A 24156-nucleotide genomic window follows, 5' to 3' on the forward strand; every position below is an offset into this window, starting at 1 on the left:
CTTGTATCTATGCGGGTTCTGAAGGAACCTCACACCGACACATGACACAGAGCCCATACATATATCTCTACATAGAGTAATAAAGCATGATTGATAACAATCACTCAAAAGGCTTGACATGGAATCAAAAAAATCGCATATTTGAAAAAACTTTCCGTTCAAATACGCGATTTTTTAAATTAGTTCTATATTGATATCTATACTATTTCACAATCATTACTATTTTATTATCATTTTTATTTCATGATTTTAAGATATCAATTACTCCACTGATAATACATAATAGTAAATTGGCTGACCGCCCATATGAACTTCAACATCAACCATAGGATACTTCTCGGTAATTTGGTCTGCAATTTGATTTGCATCCTCTTCCGTTACTTCAGCGCCATAGTATAAGCTTATTAGTTCAGAATCGTCATCCACTAAATTCTCAATTAGATCAAGTGTTGTTTCACTTACATCGGTTCCAACAGAAAGAATAGTCTTATCACCAATACCCATGATATTACCTTGTTTAATTTCTTTACCATCAATATTTGTATCACGAACCGCATAGGTAACCTGACCAGTCTTTACACGAGTCATCTCTTCAATCATTCTCTTTTGATTTTCTTCTGTTGATTTATCATAGACATAGTTAATGATTGCTGTAATTCCCTGAGGCACTGTTTTTGATGGGATAACTACAATTTCTTTATCCTCAGTCAGAGCCTTTGCTTGCTCCGCTGCTAAAATAATATTGCTGTTGTTAGGTAAAATAAAGATGGTATCTGCATTTACATTGTCAATAGCATTTAACATATCCTCGGTACTTGGATTCATGGTTTGACCACCTTCAATTAAATAATCAACTCCAAGACCAGAGAAAATATCATTAATACCCTCTCCAATTGATACTGCTACAAAACCAACTGGTTTTCTAGGCTCTTTTTTCTTTACTTCAGCCATTTCAATATTTTTAGCAGCCTGAGCAGATGCATCAGCGATTAAACGCTCATTATGCTCTTCTCTCATGTTATCTATTTTCATTCTAGTTAACGAACCATACGTCAATGCACGCTGGATTGCAAGTCCAGGATCATTCGTATGTACGTGAACCTTAATAATATCATCGTCAGAAACAACTACAATAGAATCACCAATAGATTCAAGATATCCCTTGAATTCATGTTCTTTCTTCTCATTGTATTCCTTCTCAACCATGATAATAAATTCAGTACAATAGCCAAACTTAATGTCTGCTGTAGCAATATTTTCAACATCAACTTTTTTCATAGCGGATGATGTACTAGTAGTAGCTGGGGCAATTGTAAAGTCTACATTCTTACCAAGCATTGCATCGTATGCGCCTTTTACTATCTCTAATAATCCCTGTCCACCGGAGTCTACTACTCCTGCTTCTTTTAATACTGGAAGCATCTCTGGTGTACGAGCTAGAACTTCCTCCATACGTTTAATTACTTCTGCTCCAAAGTATACTAAATCTGTGGTTTCATTAGCAAGCTCTGCTGCTCTTTCTGCACCACCTCTGGCAACAGTTAATATGGTACCTTCCTTCGGCTTCATAACTGCTTTGTACGCTGTCTCGACTGCTTTCTGGAATGCATTTGCCATAACAATAACATTAATTTGCTTGTGTTCTGCAAATTCCTTTGTCAATCCACGAAATAGCTGAGATAAAATAACACCAGAATTACCTCTAGCTCCACGTAAGGATCCACTGGAGATCGCTTTGCACAAATCTTCGATGGTTGGGTTTACAATAGTACTAACCTCCTTCGCAGCTGACATAATAGTTAATGTCATATTTGTACCTGTATCACCGTCTGGAACTGGAAACACGTTCAGCTCATTAATGTATTCCTTCTTCACTTCGATGCTTTTTGCCCCTGCGAGAAACATTTTCTGTAGAAGTTTTGCATCAATCGTATTCAAAGTCACTTGTTTGCTCCTCCTTAAATCTAGTCGATGACTCTTACGCCCTCAACAAATATATTAATTTTTGCGACTGTAAGGCCCGCAAATTCCTCTACTTTATATTTTACATTGCTAATCAGATTCTCTGCAACGGCAGATATACTCACTCCATAAGAAACAATGATATGAAGATCAATCGTCATAACATTATCCTCGATAACTACGTTAACGCCATGGTTTAAGCTTTCTCGCCGTAATAGTTTTGCTAAGCCGTCTTTCATACTAACGGAAGCCATACCTACAACCCCGAAGCACTCAATCGCACTTGAGCCTGCGTATTTGGCGATTACATCCGTATCTATAGTGATTTCACCCATTTTGGTAAACATCGTTCCATTCATACGTAACCCTCCAATCTAATTCGTATAATAATCTATTATAACCTGTTTTCATAAAAAAAGAAACTAAATTTTGATAGCGTCTTTATGAGTGCTTTCAACGCTCATGTCTTTTAGAGCTAGAACTTCTTATTACACTTACATGGATAACATACAACTTATCGCATATATATGTAAAAAGCAGCTAAAATAAGGCTTGACTATGAAGAGAATGTGCGGTTTCATCTTTTTTTGGATAGCTGTTGGAATGACAATTATGCTATTCATCACCAATGGTTTTTTGGCCATATGTATTATCATCCTGTTCCTTATTCTTGGCTATAATCTCTTCTGTTGTTAGCAGACCATTTTATTATAGAGATTGAACAGTCAACAAAACGAGACTTAGGAAATATCTCACACATTACAAGGAATGAAACTTTAACTGATTGCTTTTTGCATATGATATACAATAGTCCCTACACAACAAAAAAGGGTGTCAGTTTATGACACCCCTTTTTATATGGATTAAGCACGCTCTACTTTACCGTCTCTTAAACAAGAAGTACATACGTACATCTTCTGTGTTCCTCCGTTAACCTTAATACGAACAGATTTAACATTGGACTTCCACATTTTGTTGGATCTTCCAGAAACCTGACTTCTGGAATGGCTCACAACTTTACCAAAGTGAGCACCTTTATCGCAAATTGCACATTTTGCCATTGAAAAGCACCTCCTTAATTAAATTAGGCCTTGCGTCTCCCTGCGTAAGAGCCGCCAGCATCGTGCATAAATTACACTGTGACCTACAAACAAAACTATTCTATCAGAATTTAAGACATAATGCAAGCAGAAAATGATTTTTTTCTACTGCATTTCTTTCTTTAAATTCTTATTCAAAGTCGTCCTCTTTCCCATTTAGAATATCAAACGCCCTATCATTTATCTCTTGTTCTTCTTTTTTCTTCTTCGAATCCTTTGTAAAACGATCGATGACGTCTGGTACCATATCAATAATCTTAGTTACCATATCTTGATTTTTCACATTTACAAGACGAATCTTTCCGTCCTTAATTACAAGTACTGAGCTAGGAGTTATTTTACCACCCATAGCCCCTCCGGCATTGTTCTTTTTATCATTCGTAAATGCTCCTGCACCGACACCAAAGCTAACATCTACTAATGGTAATATGATGGTTCCATCTTCAAATTTTACTGCATCGCCAACTACTGTTTTCGTAGTAATAAAAGAATCCATACCTTTAAACAATGACTCTACGGTTTGGTTAAAATTCTGTTCTGCCATTATAATAACTCCTCCTTTAATAGCTTTGTATTTTTGATTAATCGTTTAAAATTCTTATCTCGTAATAGCTTTATTCCTATTATAAGTAAGTTAAATAATCTTATTCTGCCCTTTATGAAAAGCTCACCTTCCAAAACTTCTTCTTCAAAGTCTGGCTCTATTTTAAGATACTTACCATAATATCCATAGAAAGCAGATGCTACACCAAGTATTTGTCCCGTCGTAGCTGGATCTCCTGTCCCATAATGAATATAACCTTTGGTTTTGGTAGGCCGTATATGCCTTAAAAGCTTTTTGAGACTTGAGAGTCCTAATTTAATACCTACTTTATTCTCCTCAAGTTTAAAATAATCAACTACTTTTCTTTTTTTCTCCCAGAGACCTTGTAATAACTTCTTTATAGATGATAACTTATCTTTTAACTTAAGAAAAATATTTTTTAGATTTTTTATCTTATTCCCAATCGAGATAAAAAATCTCTTTATTTTTCCACATAGCCGTTTGATTTTAGTTATGAAACGTCGAAAGAACGAAATCTTTTTACTAGCCTTTTTATTAGCCTTTTTATTGGCCTTTTTATTGGCTTTTTCATCGACTTTTTCATGATTAGAATCTATCGATTTATCCTCTAATAAGTGATTTTTATGCTCCTCATCAAAAGATGTATCTGTTTCTTTTATTGGTACGATTAATTCTCTATTATTATCGATTGATTCATTCCTAGTGATAAATTTACTTTCAGTATCAATCAATTCTTGTTTATTATCATTAGATTCATTCTCTTTATCACTTGATACCTTATCTTTATCCTTTGATACTTTATCTTTATCACTTGATACTTTATCTTTATCACTTGATACTTTATCTTTATCACTTGATACTTTATCTTTATCACTTGATACTTTATCTTTATCACTTGATACTTTATCTCTATCACTTGATACTTTATCTTTTGATTTTTTAATCTGTTGGTTTGAATTTTTTTCTGATTCTGATGATTCATCCTCAGAATGCTTTTTCTTATTCTTCTGTTTCTTTTTCTTCTGTTCTTTCTTACTTGAATCGTCATTATCATAAAAACGATAACCTGCAATTCGAAGTACAATACTTAGCTTTTCCTGTAGATATAATATTCTTAGATGTACCAGTCCAAAAGCCCAAGTTACTTTTCCATTTACCACTATATCCGAATATTTCTTTCCCTCAAAGCGATAACGGATTGGAACAAATAAGACAACCAGAATAGCCAAAAGTAGCAAACCCAAGAGGGCTGCTATCACTATCCCGATTATTTTTAATATCAGTAATAAAATATGAAGCATTCTATTATTCCCCAATCTTATATGCTTATCATAGCAAATTGCTAAGCAAAATACTCTCGCACCTTAAAATCTCCGGTAGCCTTGAAAATTTCTACAAGCATTTGCATTACAACTTCCTTGGCCTCCTCCATATTATAAGCCAATCCAAGGATATGAACTTCACTATTTTTTATGTGAGGAAGCTTTAAATGGCTAGCCGGTATGATTTCGAATAGATTTTGGTCATTGGAAGCAAAGATAATGCAATAGATATTGGGAGCTTTTCTCCCATGATTAATCGCATAAATCATTCGCCTATGCCTTTTCTTGATGGATTCGCCATAATACAATTTTTCATTCCATTGAATCATGTTCTCCTCATCCTCTTCCTCTTTTTGGTTATCCCCTAAATTATAACACAGATTCCTATTAAAAATACAGCAGATTTTATTATGCGATATATTATCGTATACTTTAATCTAGTAACTGTTTTAGAAGAGAAACACTAGCAACGCGCTCTGCTACATCACGGCAACTTGCTAAGGAATTTCTCATATAATCTCTAACTTCTGTAGAATTACTAAAAAGTACAGGCATCTCCCTTAATGTTGCTGCAATACGTGCACGATTCATTAACTTATTTCCTTCACTTAACGCATTACTAAATTCATCAACAAGTTCACTCCATCTTTTTTCTAGAAATGACTTGTCTGCAATTTTTCCATTCCGCTGTTTATCTAATTCAATAAATAAGGAATTGGAAACTAAGCTTTGAGATAATACAAGACATTCTAACTGTTGCTTTAGCATAAGTGCCTGTGCAAGGTCTTTGTGATCATTTTTAATTAAATCAATCAAAGCCTCATCTTCTATAACACGATCTAAATACTGCTCTATTTTTCCTTCTACTACCGAGAATTCGTCTACTAAGTCTTCTGGGATTGCGGTAAACTGCTTCTTTTGTAAAAGCATTGCAATCTCTTTCACTATGCCCTTTAGTAAGTTACCTGTGGTTACTGCTTCTTCCAGCGCATACACTTCATTTAACAATACACTATAAAGAGCGTTTACTGCTTCTTCCAGCGCATAGTAACTCTCTGTCTCAACTTGTATGAGAGAAGTAGCATCACTAAGTACTGTTTCTAATTCTTTATACTCAGATTCACTAAGGTTTTGATAATCTGCATTCTCAAAACGCTTCACAGCCTCCATAAGCTGTGGAAAATCTTCTTCCTTATGTTCCGGTTTATAGATACCTGCAGCAGAACGAAGCATATATATAAAATCTTCTACCGTACTCTCTTCACTACCTTCATAGATCGAGAGACATTCTTTTAACATATCATAGAATCTATTCTTCGTCATACGAACTGGCAACTGGGAAAGCATACCACGAATATTCTCATTTATTACCAGTTTATCTTCATTCGCAAAAATCACGGAAACAAGTTCCTTTACTTCTGCTTCGACATCAATGTCTTCTAAGTCGTTCTTATAGTTTGGCTCGATACGATTTAGCATATATTCATACAACGAAAAACAGTCCGCATAAGAGGTCAAACCTTGCATAATAGAAAGTATTGAGGTGCGAAGTTCATGTAACTTCTTAATCCCCTTTTCTCTCTTAATGGCATCAAACTCTGCAAGCACCGTACTTAAGACAATGTCATTTACCTTGAGAATGTGATTTTTAGCCCCCTTTGAGCATTCACCAGATACAAGCATTTCATACACATTATAATAATGCATAGCAAAGCTCATACCACTATAAGCATAATAATCTGAGGAAATATGATTTAACGACATTGGTAAATGTACCTCTAATTGTTTTCCCTTACGTACTTCCTGCTCTATCTGTTTTCTATTTAACATATTGCATTTATCTCCATTCTTTCAAAATCTCTATATCTTACCATCTAACTAATTAGTAAGTGTGTGTATCGTATACAACAGTACGTAATCTAAGTTCTAACGAGTTTTAGAATCCTAAATTAGATATTGATTATTATATCAACAAATTTCTCAATAAACCACCCGTTTGGTGTAAATTTAAAAACATTTAAGAAATCAAATTTTAATACCATCCCTAAAAAAGAAAGGAATCCGCTTGCTCCAAGTACTAAAACCGTGATAGCGCCAAACAATTGATATGCAATGAAACTATGTACGATTTTTGTAATGAATAAAAATAACAGCGATATCATAAGAGCAAATACTATGGATAAGAGTAATAACCTGCCAAATGCCTGCGGTAATTTTGCATAATAGCATACACAGGAAATAAAAACTACATTTAGGATAAGCGATAAGATGAGGACGCTTCCTATTGTGCCAAGGTCTTTTGACCATCTAGAAATCATCGATATCTTTACCCTTTTTTCAATTCCTTGTTCTCTTTCCATACATACATAGGTATAAGAAAACATGATGACAAAGGAAAGTAGGATAGCAAAAAGACCCGCTATAACTTGTCGGTAGATAAGACTGTTATCTAAGTTTTCAAACATCTCCTGCCCACTTGTTGTATCGGAAAGCGTAATATCAAATTGAAATTCAAGCTCATCATTTTCCCTTAACTCTTTTACATATCGATAAAAGTCCTCTTTCGCCTCACCGCTTTTGTCCTTTAAGATTGCTGCAAAGCGAGATGCGGTACGTTCCGTACAAATCTGATACATCATCTCTCCGGCAAAGATATCCGAAAAAATTGATACCGATAGGTCTCCTCTTACTTGATGTGTTGTAATTAGATGAGTCAAATCACCATTTTTCAGTTTTTCTTCATAGCCTTTGTTAATGATATAAAAACAATAAATTTCACGTTTTTGTAACATTCGTTCTAACGTATCAAAATCTTTTTCTATCACTAGAAACGATTCCACGCTATGTAGATTCTGGGCTAAACTCAAAGAACTTTCCGACGGCACTTCTACTCCATTCTCCGATTTTACGTCAAGATTAATTACCCCAATAGGAATCCTACTCTGCTTCGTCGCAGCTTGATTTAACGAATTACAAACTAAGAAAAAGCTAAGGACGGAAAGTAAAAATACGATAACAGTTCCCTTATCTCGAAGTACTAACCGTAGAGAAATTGAAATACGATTTAATATATCTTTCATCATAGAGGTTTTAGATATCTTCACGTACCATCCCCTCCTTTCTTCGAGAAACAAATCCTATACAAAGTACTAGGAATATTATGAGGAGCACCATACCAAGAATAAAAAGTAGAGAAAGAGTCTTCTCAGTTAGATGCAAAGTAAAACATCTATTTAAAAACCAATAATTTGGCGACAACTTTGCCAATTGTTTCATAGCATCCGGTAAATAGAAAAGAGGAATTAGTCCAGCACCAATAATGGCACAATATAATATCAAAGCATTCGCTACCAGTAAGTAATTCGGTAGTTTTTGAAATAAGGTTCCAAGGAATAAAAATACCAATACTGTGGTACCAAAATATAAGATAGAAAATACAATTTCAGAAAAACTAGTTTTAGGAAACAAACCAACCTGCCCCAAACCGTAGAATGTAAGTACTGGCACAGAAAAAAGTCCCTGATATAAGATGAACTTGGCTAACACCACGGTTGTAACTTTCGTACCCATTGTAGTTAGACGAGATATGATACCATTTTTTCGCTCGATTAATAGATCCATTCCTGCGAAAACAGCAAGATAGGATAAAAGAAGGAAGAATGCTTCATAGGTATAGTACGTACGTAATGGTATTCCTGCAACATCCTGTTTTTCAATATAATCAAAAAAGTTCTCTCTTCCAAGAGCAGTAAATACTAAATCATAGGAAATACGGAAATTTTCAGAGTCAATAAGATTTTGTGGCATGGATGCCTCCTGCATCATGTCATATAATGCGACGCAGTTTATTTCAACTGCAGATATGTATCGTTCATAACCGAGCAGCATGTTTTTTAAGATAATAGCTTTTGTGGTATCTTCCTTACTTATCACAGCTTGCATCGGAGTGTTTTCAATATAAATTAAACTTTCTGCAAAATTTGGTGGGATTAACAAATACATTGTTAATTCTCCATCCTCAAATTTTTGCTTTATCTCCTTCTCTTCCCCCACTATAACACTTATATATTGGGAGAATACCTTATTGTCTTTAAAATAAGATACCATAAGAGTTGAATATTCTGATTTGTCTTTATCAATTACACCGATGGATACGCCTGCCTTCGGTGAGGCAGGTTCCTCGGACACATAAAAAGCAGTGCCTATTATAAACATAATAAGCACAGCAATTAGAAACATCCATATTTGTTTATTTTGACCCCAAACTTTGAGGTCCTTTTTCATTAAATTCCACATGAATGCCTCCTACGGTTGTTTAGTCAATAATAACCGCTTTTATCATATTAGTTACGCTTGACTTACCAGCTGGTACACCTGCTGTTAAAATCACAACATCACCAACATTTACATAGCCATGTTTACTTACCGTCTTCACTGCTTCATCTAAAAGATGGTCAGTAGAATTCACTTCATCTACCTTTAATGGCTGAACACCACGGTAAATCTGCATCTTACGAAGTGTACGATCTAAAGGAGATAATCCAATGATTGGACACTTTGGATGGTATTTTGAAACCAAACGAGCGGTATAACCAGAGAAGCTAGAAGCAATGATTAATTTAGCATCAAGGCGTCCAGCTGTTGCAACTGCGGAATAGCTAATTGCGCATGAAACATCTTCGCTGCCTGGTACAAATTCACTCTCGTTACATGTAATAGACTCGTAATGTGTTTCTGTTTCTTTTGCAATCTTCGCCATCATCTGTACTGCTTCAATAGGATATTTACCAGCAGCTGTTTCTCCAGATAACATGATAGCATCTGTTCCATCATAGATCGCATTCGCAACGTCTGTAACCTCTGCACGAGTTGGACGTGGATTACGAATCATAGAATCTAACATCTGAGTTGCTGTAATAACTGGCTTAAATGCCGCATTACATTTTTGAATCATGGTCTTTTGGATGTATGGAAGAGTTTCTGGCTCTACTTCTACACCAAGGTCACCACGAGCAACCATAATTCCGTCTGTTTCTGCAATAATTTCGTCTAGGTTTTCCATACCTTCCATATTCTCGATTTTCGCAATAATTGCGATATCAGAATTGCAGTCATGAATGATACCACGAATTTCACGAATCGCTTCTGCATTACGGATAAAAGAAGCTGCGATAAAGTCAACTCCTTCATTGATACCAAAGATGATATCTGCTCTATCCTGCTCAGTGATTGCTGGAAGCTTAAGCTTTACGTTTGGAAGGTTTACACCTTTTCTACTACCAAGCTCACCACCATTAACAACTTCACAGATTACTTTTTCGTCGTCTTCTACTTTTTTAACTTTTAACTCAATCAGACCATCTGCGATTAAGATTGATCCTCCCACCACAACGTCCTCTGGAAGGTTTTTATAAGTAACACTGATAATTGAACTATTACAAGGAACATCCTCTGTTGTTACAATTACCTGTTCGCCTTTTTCTAGGGTAAACTCTCTACCATTTTCCGCAAGTCCGGTACGAATCTCTGGTCCTTTTGTGTCAAGAAGAATCGCGATTGGAAGACCTAATTCTTCACGAACCTTCTTAATTTTAGCAATCATTTCACCATGACCTTCATGATTTCCGTGTGAGAAATTCAATCTCGCAATATCCATTCCACTTAAACACAATTCCTTAATCATCTCTTCGGTTGAAGTCGCTGGCCCTAAGGTACAAACAATTTTCGTTTTTTTCTGCATCTTTTAAATTCCTCTCTTTAACTGTCCTGTTCTCTGTCTTCTCGATGCACATGTTCATGAGTATATAAGTGATCCATACAGTACTCATAATTTCCGTCGCATTTGGAACAAAATCTGAATTCTAGGCTTTCATCATCTAATTCCGTTCTGCCACATACCGCGCACTTATGTCTCGTAACAGTAGTCCTGCCTTGAAACTGAATAACATTATCTGGATTGTGAGCTTTTCGTACCTGACGCTTGTAATTTGCTCTTCTTTTGTATTCCTTTGGAGATATTCGTCTGTAATTCCTAGTAGCAAAGAAGAATATTAGGAAATTTAATATTGCTAAAACCATCGCAATACCCTCAAATACTCCTGTTCCTCCTGCTCTCACAATCAAAAAGACCTCATAACCATATACGATTGCATAGAAATAACCAAGATACTTAACCTTGATAGGAAGAACAAACATGAGTAAAAGTTCAACATTTGGATATAATGCTGCAAAGGCAAAAAACATTGCTTGATTAATATAAGTTAGCCCATACTGAACACTACTTCCGGTAACAGCATAAATTATTACGGTAGCAAGAATATTAAACAAGATACCACTGAAAAAATAAAGGTTAAAACGGAATGCTCCCCAGGAGCGTTCAAGTGAGCTTCCTATCCAATAATATAGATACATCTGGATTAAGAAGAAAAACAAGTTAAAACCGTTAATAGATGGTACTTGAATTAAGAAGGTAACCAGTCTCCATACCTGTCCCTGCAATACTTTGTCAATATCGAGACTTAGGTAAGTTTTAAGGTAAGGATTAATTAGAGTGATTATAAAACCTACAACATATAAGCCTATCACATAATTCATAAGATTGTGAATAGCATATTTGCCGAATTTTCTTTCAATTTTATTTAAAAATTTCATATAAACCTCCATTTTCCTATTCGGTACTGCCACTATCCTCACACTATTATATGTATTCACGCTAAGCTTGTCAAACGAAACTAAAACATCTTAATAATCTTTTCACTTTATGTTGATTACACTCATAACTTTGACTGAAACTGGTAGTATACATTATTTTATCGCCGGAATATGGCATGTTAAAAAATTTTATGGTATAATACTTAAGACATATTATTCAAGTATTTATCTAAGATTTGTGTTAAAAATATTTAGTGCTCCAATATACTTTTTATAAATAATATTAATGAGTATCTCTAAACGCTCATTTTTACATTGATATAAAGAGGCGCTATTGCGCCAGAATAGAGGTTAATATGGCATTTGATGGTTTTGTGATATCCAATTTATTATATGAATTAAATGAAAAGCTTGTTGGTGGGCGTATAGTGAAAATAAGCCAGCCAGAAAAGGACGAGCTTGTAATTACAATTAAAAATTACGATCAATATAAGCTATTTTTATCTGCATCTGCGGGACTTCCACTCATTTATCTAACGGAGCAAAGTAAACAAAATCCTTTAAATGCTCCTAACTTTTGTATGCTCCTTCGTAAGCATCTAAATAGTGCGAGGATACTCTCTATCACCCAACCTGATTTTGAACGTATTATACAGTTTGAAATCGAACATTTAGACGAGATGGGGGATTTACGAAAAAAATACCTTATCGTTGAAATTATGGGAAAACATAGTAATATTATCTTCTGCGATGAAGAATTTACAGTAATTGATAGTATCAAACATATCTCTAGCTTTGTAAGCTCTGTAAGAGAAGTGTTACCTGGAAGGAAATATTTCATTCCTAAAACAATGGAAAAATTAGATCCTACAATTATTAGCTTTGATGAATTTAAAAATCAAGTAATGTCGAAGCCTATGTCGATTGGAAAAGCACTCTATAGTACGCTAACTGGAATTAGTCCACTTCTTGCAAATGAGATATGTTATCGATCAAGCATTGATTCTGAAGCCTCCACTGCAAGCCTAAGTGAAGATTTAACTTACCATCTCTTCCAGAATTTTATACGAGTAATGGAAGTTACCAAATCAAAAGAATATACTCCTAACATCGTCTATCGCGGGAAAGAACCTGTAGAATTTTCTAGTATTCCACTCACATGCTACCAAAGTGCAGATGGTTACGAAGAGCGTGACTATGATAGTATTTCTGGTGTATTAGAGGACTTCTATGCCTCCAAAAATACGGTAACACGTATCCGTCAAAAGTCAGCAGACCTGCGTAAAATTGTTGCAAATGCAATTGAACGTGAGTCAAAAAAATATGATTTACAAAAAAAGCAACTCTTAGATACAGAAAAAAAAGATAAATATAAAGTTTACGGTGAATTACTAACTACTTATGGGTATCAAGCAGCTCCTGGAGATAAGTCAATCACGGTTTTAAATTACTATACCAACGAGGACTTAGACATACCATTAAATCCAGAGATATCAGCTCTTGAGAACGCAAAGGCTTATTTTGAACGATATAGCAAATTAAAACGTACGTATGAAGCTCTCAGTAAATTAATTGTTGAAACAGAAGAAGATTTAAAACATCTAGATTCCATTCGTACCTCCCTTGATATCGCGATTGCAGAAAATGACCTTGTTCAGTTAAAAGAAGAATTAATTGAATATGGCTATATTAAGCGACATTTCGTCCGAGGAGATGGAAAGCAGTCTGGAAAGAATGGGAATAAGCAAAAGAAAACAAAGATAACAAGTAAACCATTCCATTATCTTTCCTCCGATGGTTACCATATGTATGTTGGAAAAAATAATTATCAAAATGATGAACTTACCTTTGATTTTGCTATCGGAAATGACTGGTGGTTTCATGCGAAAGGTATCGCAGGTTCTCACGTAGTTGTAAAAAGTAACGGAGATGAACTTCCAGACCGTGTATTTGAAGAAGCTGGTAGTCTTGCTGCTTACTACTCTAAGGGTAGAGAAAACGAAAAGGTTGAAATTGATTATACCGAAAAAAAGAATGTGAAAAAACCAAGTAAAGGGAAACCAGGTTTTGTTGTTTATTACACTAACTACTCCCTTATTGCAATACCAGATATTAGTTCCTTAACCTTAGTCTCAGACTAGATCATGGGCTATAATATAATACACGTTTGAGAAAGGATCTTCCTCATGATACTTGCTGATTTTCATACCCATACAAACTTTTCTACCGACTCTGATTACAGCCCCGAATCCATGATAGAGCGTGCTATCTCTTTGGGTTTATCCACCTATTGCATTACAGATCACATGGATTATCGTTTTCCGCATGGAGATGAGGGTACCTTTACATTTTCTCCAGAGGATTATATAACACATCTTCAAGAATTAAAAAAACGCTATGCAAATCAAATTGAGCTTTTAATTGGAATTGAGCTAGGTCTTAGAAATGAACCAGAACAAAAAGAAGAGGTACGTGAATATTATAATTCGTTATTATCCACCTATCCTTTTGATTTTGTTATAGGGTCTACTCATGTACTGCAAAATATTGATCCCTATTATAAAGAATTCTGGACAACGACTACAACAGAAGAAGGTATACTAGCTTACTTTCAGTCCATTGCTCATAATGCCAAATATTATCAAGGATTCCAGGTATATGGACACCTTGATTACATTATCCGCTATATACCAGATACTCTAAAGGCTTATGACTATCTTGATTATAAGGATATTCTGGATGAATGTTTAAAAGCTCTTATTGAGTATGGAATCGGTATTGAATGTAATACCTCTGGTTTTAAATACAAGCTTTCAAATCCTCATCCAAAAGCAGAGATTTTAAAACGCTATTTAGAATTAGGCGGTGAGATCCTAACAATTGGTTCTGACGCTCATAAGCCAGAACATATAGCTTATGATTTTACAGTAGCCAATGAGTTATTAACGAATCTTGGTTTTCGCTATTATACGGTATTCCGGGATAAGAAGCCTACGTTTGTGAAGTTGTAATACAGAAAGATGTACCTGGATATAAGCCAGATGAGGAAATTATTCTTATTTACAGATGTAGTAAGATATAAGTCTGACAAGGAAACATTCGTATTGGCAGATGTACCAAGATACAGTCAGACAAGAAAACCATTCGTATTGGCAGATGTACCAAGATATTGTCTGATAAGAAAACCATTCGTATTTGAAAGTACGCTATAAGTGTGTATGCACGTGTGGAGGGCAACTTTAAAATGTTGGAAGGCTATAATTTAGATATTAATACACAAATGAAAACTCTGGAAAATATTATTATGTCAAGCGAGATTATTAATACAGCTTTGAAACGAGCAAAGCAGTTAAACATAGATAATTACTACATCGGGGCAGGTTGTATAACACAAACAGTCTGGAACTATCTTTCTAATTATCCGTTGGATTATGGTATAAAAGATATTGATTTTGTTTATTTTGATAATTTAAATTTAGATTTTGAATCTGAAAATAGAGTTATCATGCAAGTAAAGCAATTATATTCAGCTTTAAGAATTGAGACAGACGTAAAAAATCAAGCAAGGGTTCATCTGTGGTATAAAGACCATTTTGGTTATTCGATTGAGCCATATACATCCCTTGAATCTGCTATAAATACATGGCCAACTACAGCTTCCGCAATTGGAATTAGGTTGGATAATAATAATGAATTTAAAGTGTATGCTCCATTTGGATTGAATGATTTATTTGGTAAAATCGTTCGAGCAAATAAATCACAAATCACAAAGCAAATTTATGAAAAAAAGACAGCAAGTTGGTTAGGCAAATGGTCCGATTTAAAAGTTATTCCTTGGGAATAGATAATAAGACTCCATCTTACCATTAAATATTTATCAAAAAATTCTCATACAGTTCTTCTATTTATTATTTATTAACGTAGCAATAATCTTGTTGTGTTCATCAGTTAAATAATAAAAAGCGCATCTGACAGAAGTTTTTAACTTTAGGCAGATGCGCTTTTAAATACCTTTTTAAACTTTTTAATACCCTTTAATGCTCTTATTTTATAATAGTTCCGCCACCAACAACGATATCACCTTGATAGAAAACAACTGCTTGTCCAGGTGTAACCGCACGTTGAGGGGTTTCAAACTCACATGCTATTTCAGTGTCTGATACTTTACGAATCGTACACTTGGAGCCTTCATGATTATAACGAATCTTTGCGATAACTTCCATACCGTCTTCAAACTCTTCTACGGCCATCGCATTTAGTTTATTTGCAATCAAACGATCTGTGAATATGTCATCATTACTTCCAATTACTACTTCATTTGTTTCAGGGCGAATTTCTACAACAAAAGCAGGGCGACCAAGTGCGATACCAAGTCCCTTTCTTTGGCCAACTGTATAATGAATGATTCCCTGATGTCTACCAAGGATATTCCCCTTCGTGTCTACAAAGTTACCAGGTATGATTTTCTGTCCTGTATAATCTTCAATAAACCCTGCATAGTTATTATCTGGCACAAAACAGATTTCTTGACTATCTGGCTTATTTGCAACCAATAATCCTATCTTAGCAGCAATTTCACGTACTTCTTCCTTGGTATACTCACCAACTGGCATCAATGTTTTGCTTAACTGATCTTGTGTTAAATTATATAATGCATATGTCTGGTCCTTCGCAGCAGTAGCGGATTTCTTTAATGCAAATCGTCCATTTGGTAAGGTTACGATTCTTGCATAATGACCTGTAGCGATATAATCTGCTCCAATTTGCAATGATCTTGTAAGTAGTGACTCCCACTTTACATAACGGTTGCAAGCAATACAAGGATTTGGCGTACGACCTGCCTGATATTCCTTTACAAAGTAATCCATAACGTTAGCCTTAAATTCTGATTTAAAATTCATCACATAATAAGGAATATCTAAAGAGTTAGCAACTCGTCTAGCGTCATCTACTGCGCTCAAGCCACAGCATCCTCCATTTTCCTCTACTGTTTGGTTATCCTCATCCTGCCAGATTTGCATTGTAACACCAATGACATCGTATCCAGCCTCTTTTAAAAGGTACGCTGCTACTGAGGAATCTACCCCTCCAGACATACCAACTACAACTTTTTTCATATTTTACCTCATTTCTACGTATCTTTCCTCGCATCCGAAGTTTGTACCGTGGATTACGCAGGCAAAATTCTACCTCAAACCTATTTACTTACAATACCACTATAATACAAACAAATGCAAGCATTTGCTAGGCTCATACAAGAAAAAGTACGCTCTGCAAACTTTTCCCTGTCGTGAATAAAAAAATCAACAAGGCACTGTTCTATCCTAAGATTGAAAACAGCACCTTGTTGTTACATGTCAAGATGAGCTAGTGAGCATCACATCTTGCTTTAATACATTGTTGTTTAATGCATATCTTGATGATTCGTATTTCGAATTAATACTCTTCGTTTACTTCCTCTTCTTCATGAATGTCATTCTTTGGCTTTTTTAAACCTTCAATTTGAATACCATTCTTTTCAGCATAATCCCAAAGAGCTGCATGGATTGCTTCCTCTGCCAATAAGGAACAGTGTACCTTAACTGCTGGAAGACCATCAAGAGCCTCCATTACTGCTTTATTTGTTACTGTTAAAGCCTCTTGTACAGTAAGACCCTTCACTAATTCTGTTGCCATACTGCTTGTTGCTACTGCTGCGCCACAACCAAAAGTTTTGAATTTTACATCTTGAATAACTTGGTTATCATCAATATCAAGGTACATTCTCATGATATCTCCACACTTAGCATTACCAACGGTTCCGACACCGCTCGCATTTTCTAATTCGCCAACATTTCTAGGATGTTGAAAATGATCCATAACTTTTTCTGTATACATAACTGTTCCTCCATTTTCTTTTCTAATATCTTGGTATGTTAATCTATCAAATTATTCTGCACGATTCTTTGCTAACTTTTTCATAAAGTCTTCGTACAGTGGTGACATCTGTCTTAATTTATCTACAATCTCTTTTATCTGATCGATTGTGAAATCGATATCTTCTTTTGTTGTGTCCTCACTTAGAGTTAATCTTAATGAGCCATGTGCAATTTCATGTGGTAATCCAATTGCCAATAAAACGTGAGAAGGATCTAATGATCCAGAAGTACAAGCTGAACCACTGGATGCTGCAATTCCTTGCATATCGAGCATGATTAATAGAGATTCTCCCTCGATGAATTGGAAGCTTAAGTTTGCGTTATTTGGTAAACGATTCTTACTATGTCCATTTAATCTAGTGTAAGGAACTTCTTTTAATACTCGCTCAATAAGATAGTCTCGAAGTTCTATTTCCTTCTTGGTTCTTTCCTTTAAATTGGATGCTGCAAGCTCAACTGCCTTACCAAATCCAACAATACCTGGTACATTTTCAGTACCTGCTCTACGCTTTCTTTCCTGAGCGCCGCCGTGAACAAAAGAACGTACCTTAAGGCCATTTCTAATATAGAGGAAACCAATTCCCTTTGGTCCATTTAATTTATGACCACTGGCACTTAACATATCAATACCAAGTTCTTTCACATCGATTGGCAACTGTCCAAAAGCCTGAACTGCATCCGTATGGAATAAAATATTGTGCTGCTTCGCAATATCACCAATTTCTTTTACAGGCTGAATCGCACCGATTTCATTATTTGCATACATAATTGATATTAAGATAGTGGTTGGACGAATCGCAGCTTTTAATTGATCAAGCTTTACAATTCCGCTTTCATCCACATCGAGATAAGTAACTTCAAACCCAAGTTTCTCTAAGTACTCACAAGTATGCAAAACCGCATGGTGTTCGATCTTAGATGTAATAATATGATTACCCTTGTCACGATAAGCTTCTGCAACACCTTTAATCGCCCAGTTGTCAGACTCAGATCCACCAGCGGTAAAATAAATCTCATTATTCTCACAGCCTATGGTCTTAGCAATGATATCTCTTGCTTCTGTTACTGCTTTTCTACTTCTCGTCGCGATTTCATATACGCTGGAAGGATTCCCATAATTCTCATAAAAATATGGTAACATGGCCTCTACTACTTCCGGTCTGGTCTGAGTGGTAGCAGCATTATCTAAATAAATCATTTTACCCATTCCGATCTCCTCTTTTCTCTAACCTGTTTTAGTTTATTCTGACTTATTTTTGTCTATAAACATTTTTCTATTATTTCCATATGATATGAAATCATACGATATGACTAATACATTTGCTCTCTTTTATCATCTTTCAGATATCAAACCATCACTTTTCCACTCTGCAGTGAATTTTCATCACTATACAGCTTCGGATTATCATGCTTATCACTATTCTTGCGAAGTAACACACTACAAGCTTTTGATATATTTTACGCATCGATGATTCTCTTGTGAAAGAAATGCCAAGGTCTTCACTATTTCCTGTCGGTATTTCTCTGACAATGTTGTCTTTTTTCGACAATTCGGTTATATCCTAGTGATTTACTATGATATCGTCATTTTACCCCCAGTTAATCGGTTTGTCAATCCCTGTAGTAAAAGATTTATGACATTTTGTGACCTTGTCACATCAACTTTGTTCTACAACGTATATCTTTGCACTTTTTGAATATATTTTAATAATTCCACTGTGCCAGACATCCAGGAGGAGACTGTACACATGAGTAAAAATACAATTATCAAAGGGACCCTCATTCTCACGTTTGCAGGTTTGCTTACCAGGCTGATTGGATTTTTTTATAGAATCTTTTTGTCAAAGGCTTTGGGTGCTGAAGCCCTTGGTCTATATCAGCTCATTTTTCCTGTCTATGGTATCTGCTTTACTATTTATGCCTCGGGAATTCAAACAGCAATCTCAAAGCTTGTTGCCGAAGAAGCTGCAAAAGGCAGTACCAAAAGCGCAAAACGAGTTTTAAAAACAGGGATTTTACTATCTGTAACGATAGCTTCCATTATCTCAATCATCATTTATAACTCAAGTGATTTAATCGCAACTAAACTTTTGCTTCATCCAGAGACTGCATCTTCCCTTCGCATACTTGCCTATGTTTTTCCATTTTGCGGTATCACCGCATGTATTAATGGTTATTACTTTGGATTAAAAAAGGCTGGTGTCCCTGCACTAACGCAGCTGGTTGAACAAATTATCCGAGTAGGATTCGTTTATTTTGCCGCACTTTACTTTGGCGGAGGTAAAATAAAAGCTACTTGTGAACTTGCGGTTGCTGGTATCGTATTCGGTGAGATTGCATCGAATATTTATAATCTAATCTCATTAACCACACAAAAAAAAGAACCCAAAATTTCTAAGGGGGTAGAAAACCAATACCAAAGCCGTTTTCTTCACGCACTAGCAAAAATGAGCGTTCCTCTTACTGCAAACCGACTCTTTATCAGTGTTTTACATAGCTTTGAGGCAATTTTAATACCTGCCATGCTTCAAAAATCAGGGTTATCCGATTCTGAGGCATTAAGCTTATTTGGTATCCTAAATGGTATGGCAATTCCTTTCTTGCTATTCCCATCGACGATAACCAACTCCCTCTCCGTTTTACTACTTCCAGCAATTTCGGAAGCTTCTGCGAAACAGAATACGAAACTTATTGCACATACCGTCTCAGTTTCCATCAAATACAGCCTTATCCTAGGTATCTTTAGCACTGGATTTTTCCTGTTCTTTGGATCGCCTTTGGGAATGTCTGTGTTCCATATTGAGGAAGCTGGAACTTACCTGGTGGTAATGGCTTGGCTCTGCCCATTTCTTTATACTGCGACAACACTAAGTAGTATCATAAATGGATTAGGTAAAGCTCATTTAACTTTCCTTAACTCGGTAGCGGGGCTATCCCTTCGTATTATATTGCTTGCCCTTATCATACCAAAGTTCGGTATCTATGGATATTTAATCAGTGTTTTAATAAGCCAATTATTAACCACTGCACTTGATGTTATTATTGTGGTAAAGAACATACCTTTTAAATTTGATGCGATTAATTCTTTGCTAAAACCAGGTATAATTACCTTTTTCGCTTGCTCCGTCTTCTACCGTGCTTATCTATTTCTTAAAACGGTCTCTAAGATACCTGACGTTGCCTTAATTGTCTTATGTGCATTCGCACTTACCGCTATTACTTTGTATTTACTAAAAGCAACGAATGCGATTAAGATGGGTGAATGGAAAATAACTTAGATAAACTCTTACATTTGGTTCTATCATAAAAGTTGGGATATGTAAATGCTAAATTACATATTCCAACTTTTTGTTATTAAATTAATTCCATTTTATATCGGATGTTGCAGATTTTTTCTCCCTTAACACTATATTGATGAGTATCCTTTCGGTTACAAGCTATATAAGTAGGTTAATTTAATAACCTATAGATAAATACAATATCCCTATTGTAACAATAAACGACATAATTTAAAAGAGATAGTTTGTTATTCTTTCAATTGAAAGGAGTAACAAACTATCTCTTTTTTTTACAAGGACATAACAGTACTATCTTTTTACTCAGGTGTTTTAATATCTTCTGTCTTTACATCGGAATAATTTCTTATGCTCTCCTTCCTAATTTCTTTTTTACAAATGGAGAATATCGCTTCCTCTAATAATTTTTCTGGTAGCATGAATACATATTTTTGAGGACTTGTTATCATATCATCTGGAAACTTAGGGAATAAATATCCCTGTCCAACCATTGTATCATTATTTAGTTTCGACATCCCACGTTTAAAGCTATCAAGATAGTTCCCATAGTGTACACAATAAAGCTTATAAGTATTTCTTAACTCCCTTGGGATTACCTTACTCGTATATTCATAAAGAGCATTCACAGCAACTAACCGATCAAAATAAAAAGCTGCAGTATTATAATCTATAATACTTAAAAGGAAAAAGCGATTTTTTGTCTTACCTATATGTGCTTCCATTCCGGTGAATATTTCCGAAGAGTCCGGTATCGACTGCCTTACCTCATCAAAATAATTATCCATAATGCAGTCAAATACAATTTCAACCGTTACCTTTTCCTTCCTCACCTCTTTTAGCTTATCAAAGCAGGCCACTAACAAAATACCAAATACTCTTGGAATACCTTGTGAACCGCAAATTAGATGTTTAAAACTATCTTTTGAGAATAAGAGTTCTACAAGGTAATTTGATAAACCATTTCGCTCCTCTTCTGTCATCACGATTCTTGGTGATACGATTAGGCCATTTGGTAGTTGAATAAATTCCTCATGTTTCATTTCAAATAGAAAGTAGTTTAGCATTGCATCCTTAAAGAATTGATGTGCTTTCTCATTGTTATAATCAAACATACTATCAAAATTAATGCTATTATGCTTAAAGATATCCTGAGAAAGTTCAATACCTTCTCGAAAACCGTACTCTTGTCTCGTTTGCATGCGATATTCTGACCAAACAGAAGCTATCTTTACTACAATAATGCTTGAGCTAAAAAACAACTGTTTCAATACTTGGGCTACTTTGGGCTGTATCGTTGTTGAGGTATCTCTATCGATTTGAGTAAACTCATCAATGCAGATGTATAGAGTACGATATCCCATAGTCTTAATTATCTTTTCGATACTTCTTCTTATTTCATTGATATCAATACGATAAACATACTGTTTATCCTTCGTCGTTCTAATTTCTCGACCAGCTTTTTTTCCAAAAGAAAATCTCATCGAAAGAAGTTTTGATAAAAAATTATTCGTTTGTAACAGCTCACTGGTATCCGCACTTAAGTTAAACTCATTCTCTTTTACATTGGTATGTTGCGAACTTTCTGATCCTGTCAACAGCTTTATTTTCTTCTTACCTTCTTCAATAAGTTGGGCTAACTTTAATATATCATCCTCAACCTGACCAAATTTTTTTGGCTTTGGACGTAATGTTTTTTCTTTTTGCGTAAATTCATTCATTAAAAATGTTGTAAATTCTAACAACATATTCTGTACGCAATATGCTATATTATCTTCTAATGCTCCACTCAATATCTCAATGCTATTCGGAATACATTCATCCAATCTTACGTACCAACAAGAATCTTCCGGATGCTCTGCTTTTCTCACTTGATTGACATAATGGGTAAATGCTTTGAGAGTTGTCGTCTTACCTGTACCCCTTCTACCAAAGATTATTTGGCATTCCTTTTTTAAAAGTTCATCAAATACTTGTTTATTTGCGCAAACATGATAGCACTGTTCCATGTTTAGTTGATTCGCATTCGAATAAACACTGCTCTTTATCCTTTGAATCACCTTTTCTCTGGAATACTTGCTCATACTCAACCCTCCAATGATTATTCCCCCCGATATCTTTTGTATGGCGTATTCCTTATCTACTTGTATTACCATAATTTTACTATCTTTTATCATTTGAGTCAATCCTATTTTCTGATACATTGTCCCTAATTCTCGAAATTGTTTTGGATTCATTCTTATCATAGTGGTAGTGGATGTTAATTTCTTTTATTATGGATACCAATTCAGATATAGTGAAGTTTCATTTATTATAGCAAAATGATAAACTATTGGGTTCTCTTATATAAGGAATGTACAATTATTCAATGTGAATTTTGGCTTAGGTTAAAATTGTATCACTTAGCAACATAAAAGAAGGGTATAAACCCCTCCTTTCAACTATTTTTATTGTCAAGTAATGTTCGTTCAAATAGTAATGTTATGCTTTCCTTATATCTTCGCCTTGTATCACGTTAGCACCACATTGTAAGCAAAATAAACTATCATTTGGAATCTCTACGCCACATTTCCTACAGTACATATTTCCCCCGATCGCTAATTTTATGATATTGCGATTTATCTACAAAAATAACTTATACAACCTCAAACAGAAAAACACAAGAATTTTTGCCCTCACTATCTAACGGAGAGGATATAACTTCTTTCACTTTTAACGTTAAACCAAGCATTATCTCATAATGATATTTAAAATGTCCTCCACAACAGAAACAATAGTTTTTCGAAACAGGATAATCACGTTTTAATTTATTAAAATTTGAACAAGCACATGCAAATCTATCACCATCCCAGTATTCTACTGCATGTATAGTAATTGTACCGTCTTTATTCAATAGAGGCTTTCCCATATTAGGGACCTTAGTAATCTTTTTTAGCTTTTCTTCTAAAGATAATTCTTTATTTTCATTTCGAAATGCAATCGATGCCTTCTCTCTTGCCCCGCCCTTACAGCATGCATTCCATTCTAGGATTTCACGACTCTTATCTAAAGGTATATTATCATCCATAATATCAATAGCTTGTTTAAAATAGGCTGCTTTTTGTTTCTTAGGACTGCTACTAACTAATTCTTCATAACCTGAATTGATAGACTTTATAATATTATCCTCTACTTGGAATTGAGTTAACGATTCTTTGAATTTCTCAACACTTGGCATATACTTTTCTCCTTTAATTAAAAATAAGGTCTGTCATAATTTTGGGTTAAAATTTAATATTTTTTAAACATTTCCGCAGTCATTTTCTATATATTACCATGTTTATTGTTTTCTGTAAATCTATACCA

The 24156-nt window shown here is 34.9% G+C and carries 22 protein-coding genes; 5 read left to right on the forward strand and 17 right to left on the reverse strand.

The window, feature by feature from the left end; genetic code table 11:
- Positions 1 to 261: 261 nt before the first annotated feature.
- The 11 genes from CPHY_RS14965 to CPHY_RS15015 all read right to left on the reverse strand — a co-directional run bounded on the left by CPHY_RS14965 (position 262) and on the right by CPHY_RS15015 (position 11600).
- Positions 262 to 1944: a DAK2 domain-containing protein gene (locus CPHY_RS14965; RefSeq protein ID WP_012200900.1), complete on the reverse strand. Its 1683-nt coding sequence runs from the start codon at positions 1942 to 1944 to the stop codon at positions 262 to 264.
- Between the two features lie 20 nt (positions 1945 to 1964).
- Positions 1965 to 2321, reverse strand: a complete 357-nt coding sequence (locus CPHY_RS14970) for an Asp23/Gls24 family envelope stress response protein (protein ID WP_012200901.1) — start codon at positions 2319 to 2321, stop codon at positions 1965 to 1967.
- Positions 2322 to 2825: 504 nt separating this feature from the next.
- Positions 2826 to 3023 carry a large ribosomal subunit protein bL28 gene (locus CPHY_RS14975; protein WP_012200902.1) on the reverse strand — a complete coding sequence of 66 codons (198 nt, stop codon included), beginning with the start codon at positions 3021 to 3023 and terminating at the stop codon, positions 2826 to 2828.
- Positions 3024 to 3192: 169 nt separating this feature from the next.
- Positions 3193 to 3606, reverse strand: a complete 414-nt coding sequence (locus tag CPHY_RS14980) for a GerW family sporulation protein (protein ID WP_012200903.1) — start codon at positions 3604 to 3606, stop codon at positions 3193 to 3195.
- On the reverse strand, positions 3606 to 4928 hold the full coding sequence (locus CPHY_RS22190; RefSeq protein WP_012200904.1) for a DUF2953 domain-containing protein: 1323 nt from the start codon (positions 4926 to 4928) through the stop codon (positions 3606 to 3608). The genes CPHY_RS14980 and CPHY_RS22190 overlap by 1 nt, the downstream gene beginning before the upstream one ends.
- 41 nt (positions 4929 to 4969) lie before the next feature.
- The gene (locus CPHY_RS14990; protein WP_012200905.1) at positions 4970 to 5278 is read right to left on the reverse strand and encodes a hypothetical protein; all 309 of its coding nucleotides are present in this window, start codon (positions 5276 to 5278) and stop codon (positions 4970 to 4972) included.
- 103 nt (positions 5279 to 5381) lie between these two features.
- Positions 5382 to 6779, reverse strand: coding sequence for a hypothetical protein (locus tag CPHY_RS14995; RefSeq protein ID WP_012200906.1), 1398 nt, complete (start codon positions 6777 to 6779; stop codon positions 5382 to 5384).
- Positions 6780 to 6898: 119 nt separating this feature from the next.
- Entirely contained in the window at positions 6899 to 8053 is a 1155-nt protein-coding gene (locus CPHY_RS15000) for an ABC transporter permease (RefSeq protein WP_012200907.1), read from the reverse strand.
- Entirely contained in the window at positions 8040 to 9245 is a 1206-nt protein-coding gene (locus CPHY_RS15005; protein ID WP_012200908.1) for an ABC transporter permease, read from the reverse strand. The genes CPHY_RS15000 and CPHY_RS15005 overlap by 14 nt, the downstream gene beginning before the upstream one ends.
- A gap of 19 nt (positions 9246 to 9264) precedes the next feature.
- The gene (pyk, locus tag CPHY_RS15010; protein WP_012200909.1) at positions 9265 to 10689 is read right to left on the reverse strand and encodes a pyruvate kinase; all 1425 of its coding nucleotides are present in this window, start codon (positions 10687 to 10689) and stop codon (positions 9265 to 9267) included.
- Between the two features lie 17 nt (positions 10690 to 10706).
- Positions 10707 to 11600: a rhomboid family protein gene (locus CPHY_RS15015; RefSeq protein ID WP_012200910.1), complete on the reverse strand. Its 894-nt coding sequence runs from the start codon at positions 11598 to 11600 to the stop codon at positions 10707 to 10709.
- Between the two features lie 356 nt (positions 11601 to 11956).
- On the opposite strand from CPHY_RS15015, the gene CPHY_RS15020 reads away from it, so the two are divergent.
- Genes CPHY_RS15020 through CPHY_RS15030 form a run of 4 tightly spaced genes read left to right on the forward strand, consistent with a single transcriptional unit; the run spans position 11957 to position 15444 of the window.
- On the forward strand, positions 11957 to 13741 hold the full coding sequence (locus CPHY_RS15020) for an Rqc2 family fibronectin-binding protein (protein ID WP_012200911.1): 1785 nt from the start codon (positions 11957 to 11959) through the stop codon (positions 13739 to 13741).
- 45 nt (positions 13742 to 13786) lie between these two features.
- On the forward strand, positions 13787 to 14611 hold the full coding sequence (locus CPHY_RS15025) for a histidinol-phosphatase HisJ family protein (RefSeq protein WP_012200912.1): 825 nt from the start codon (positions 13787 to 13789) through the stop codon (positions 14609 to 14611).
- Between the two features lie 30 nt (positions 14612 to 14641).
- The gene (locus CPHY_RS21805) at positions 14642 to 14812 is read left to right on the forward strand and encodes a hypothetical protein (RefSeq protein ID WP_157668732.1); all 171 of its coding nucleotides are present in this window, start codon (positions 14642 to 14644) and stop codon (positions 14810 to 14812) included.
- 32 nt (positions 14813 to 14844) lie between these two features.
- Entirely contained in the window at positions 14845 to 15444 is a 600-nt protein-coding gene (locus CPHY_RS15030) for a nucleotidyltransferase family protein (protein ID WP_012200913.1), read from the forward strand.
- A 199-nt stretch (positions 15445 to 15643) separates the two neighbouring features.
- Here CPHY_RS15030 and mnmA read toward each other — a convergent pair whose 3' ends face one another.
- The 3 genes from mnmA to nifS all read right to left on the reverse strand — a co-directional run bounded on the left by mnmA (position 15644) and on the right by nifS (position 18725).
- On the reverse strand, positions 15644 to 16717 hold the full coding sequence (gene mnmA / locus CPHY_RS15035) for a tRNA 2-thiouridine(34) synthase MnmA (protein WP_012200914.1): 1074 nt from the start codon (positions 16715 to 16717) through the stop codon (positions 15644 to 15646).
- Between the two features lie 319 nt (positions 16718 to 17036).
- Positions 17037 to 17477, reverse strand: a complete 441-nt coding sequence (nifU, locus tag CPHY_RS15040; RefSeq protein WP_012200915.1) for a Fe-S cluster assembly scaffold protein NifU — start codon at positions 17475 to 17477, stop codon at positions 17037 to 17039.
- A 51-nt stretch (positions 17478 to 17528) separates the two neighbouring features.
- Positions 17529 to 18725 carry a cysteine desulfurase NifS gene (gene nifS, locus CPHY_RS15045; RefSeq protein ID WP_012200916.1) on the reverse strand — a complete coding sequence of 399 codons (1197 nt, stop codon included), beginning with the start codon at positions 18723 to 18725 and terminating at the stop codon, positions 17529 to 17531.
- 541 nt (positions 18726 to 19266) lie between these two features.
- On the opposite strand from nifS, the gene CPHY_RS15050 reads away from it, so the two are divergent.
- On the forward strand, positions 19267 to 20796 hold the full coding sequence (locus CPHY_RS15050; RefSeq protein WP_012200917.1) for a putative polysaccharide biosynthesis protein: 1530 nt from the start codon (positions 19267 to 19269) through the stop codon (positions 20794 to 20796).
- A 317-nt stretch (positions 20797 to 21113) separates the two neighbouring features.
- Here the strand turns inward: CPHY_RS15050 and CPHY_RS15055 are convergent, their stop codons facing one another.
- The 3 genes from CPHY_RS15055 to CPHY_RS15060 form a co-directional block, all read right to left on the reverse strand.
- A complete protein-coding gene (locus CPHY_RS15055; RefSeq protein ID WP_041703715.1) occupies positions 21114 to 22895 on the reverse strand; it encodes a hypothetical protein in 1782 nt (593 codons plus the stop codon).
- 397 nt (positions 22896 to 23292) lie between these two features.
- On the reverse strand, positions 23293 to 23394 hold the full coding sequence (locus CPHY_RS22695) for a zinc-ribbon domain-containing protein (protein ID WP_081428556.1): 102 nt from the start codon (positions 23392 to 23394) through the stop codon (positions 23293 to 23295).
- Positions 23395 to 23446: 52 nt separating this feature from the next.
- A complete protein-coding gene (locus CPHY_RS15060) occupies positions 23447 to 24028 on the reverse strand; it encodes a hypothetical protein (protein ID WP_012200919.1) in 582 nt (193 codons plus the stop codon).
- Positions 24029 to 24156: the final 128 nt, after the last annotated feature.

This window comes from Lachnoclostridium phytofermentans ISDg, assembly GCF_000018685.1.
GTDB lineage: Bacteria > Bacillota > Clostridia > Lachnospirales > Lachnospiraceae > Lachnoclostridium > Lachnoclostridium phytofermentans.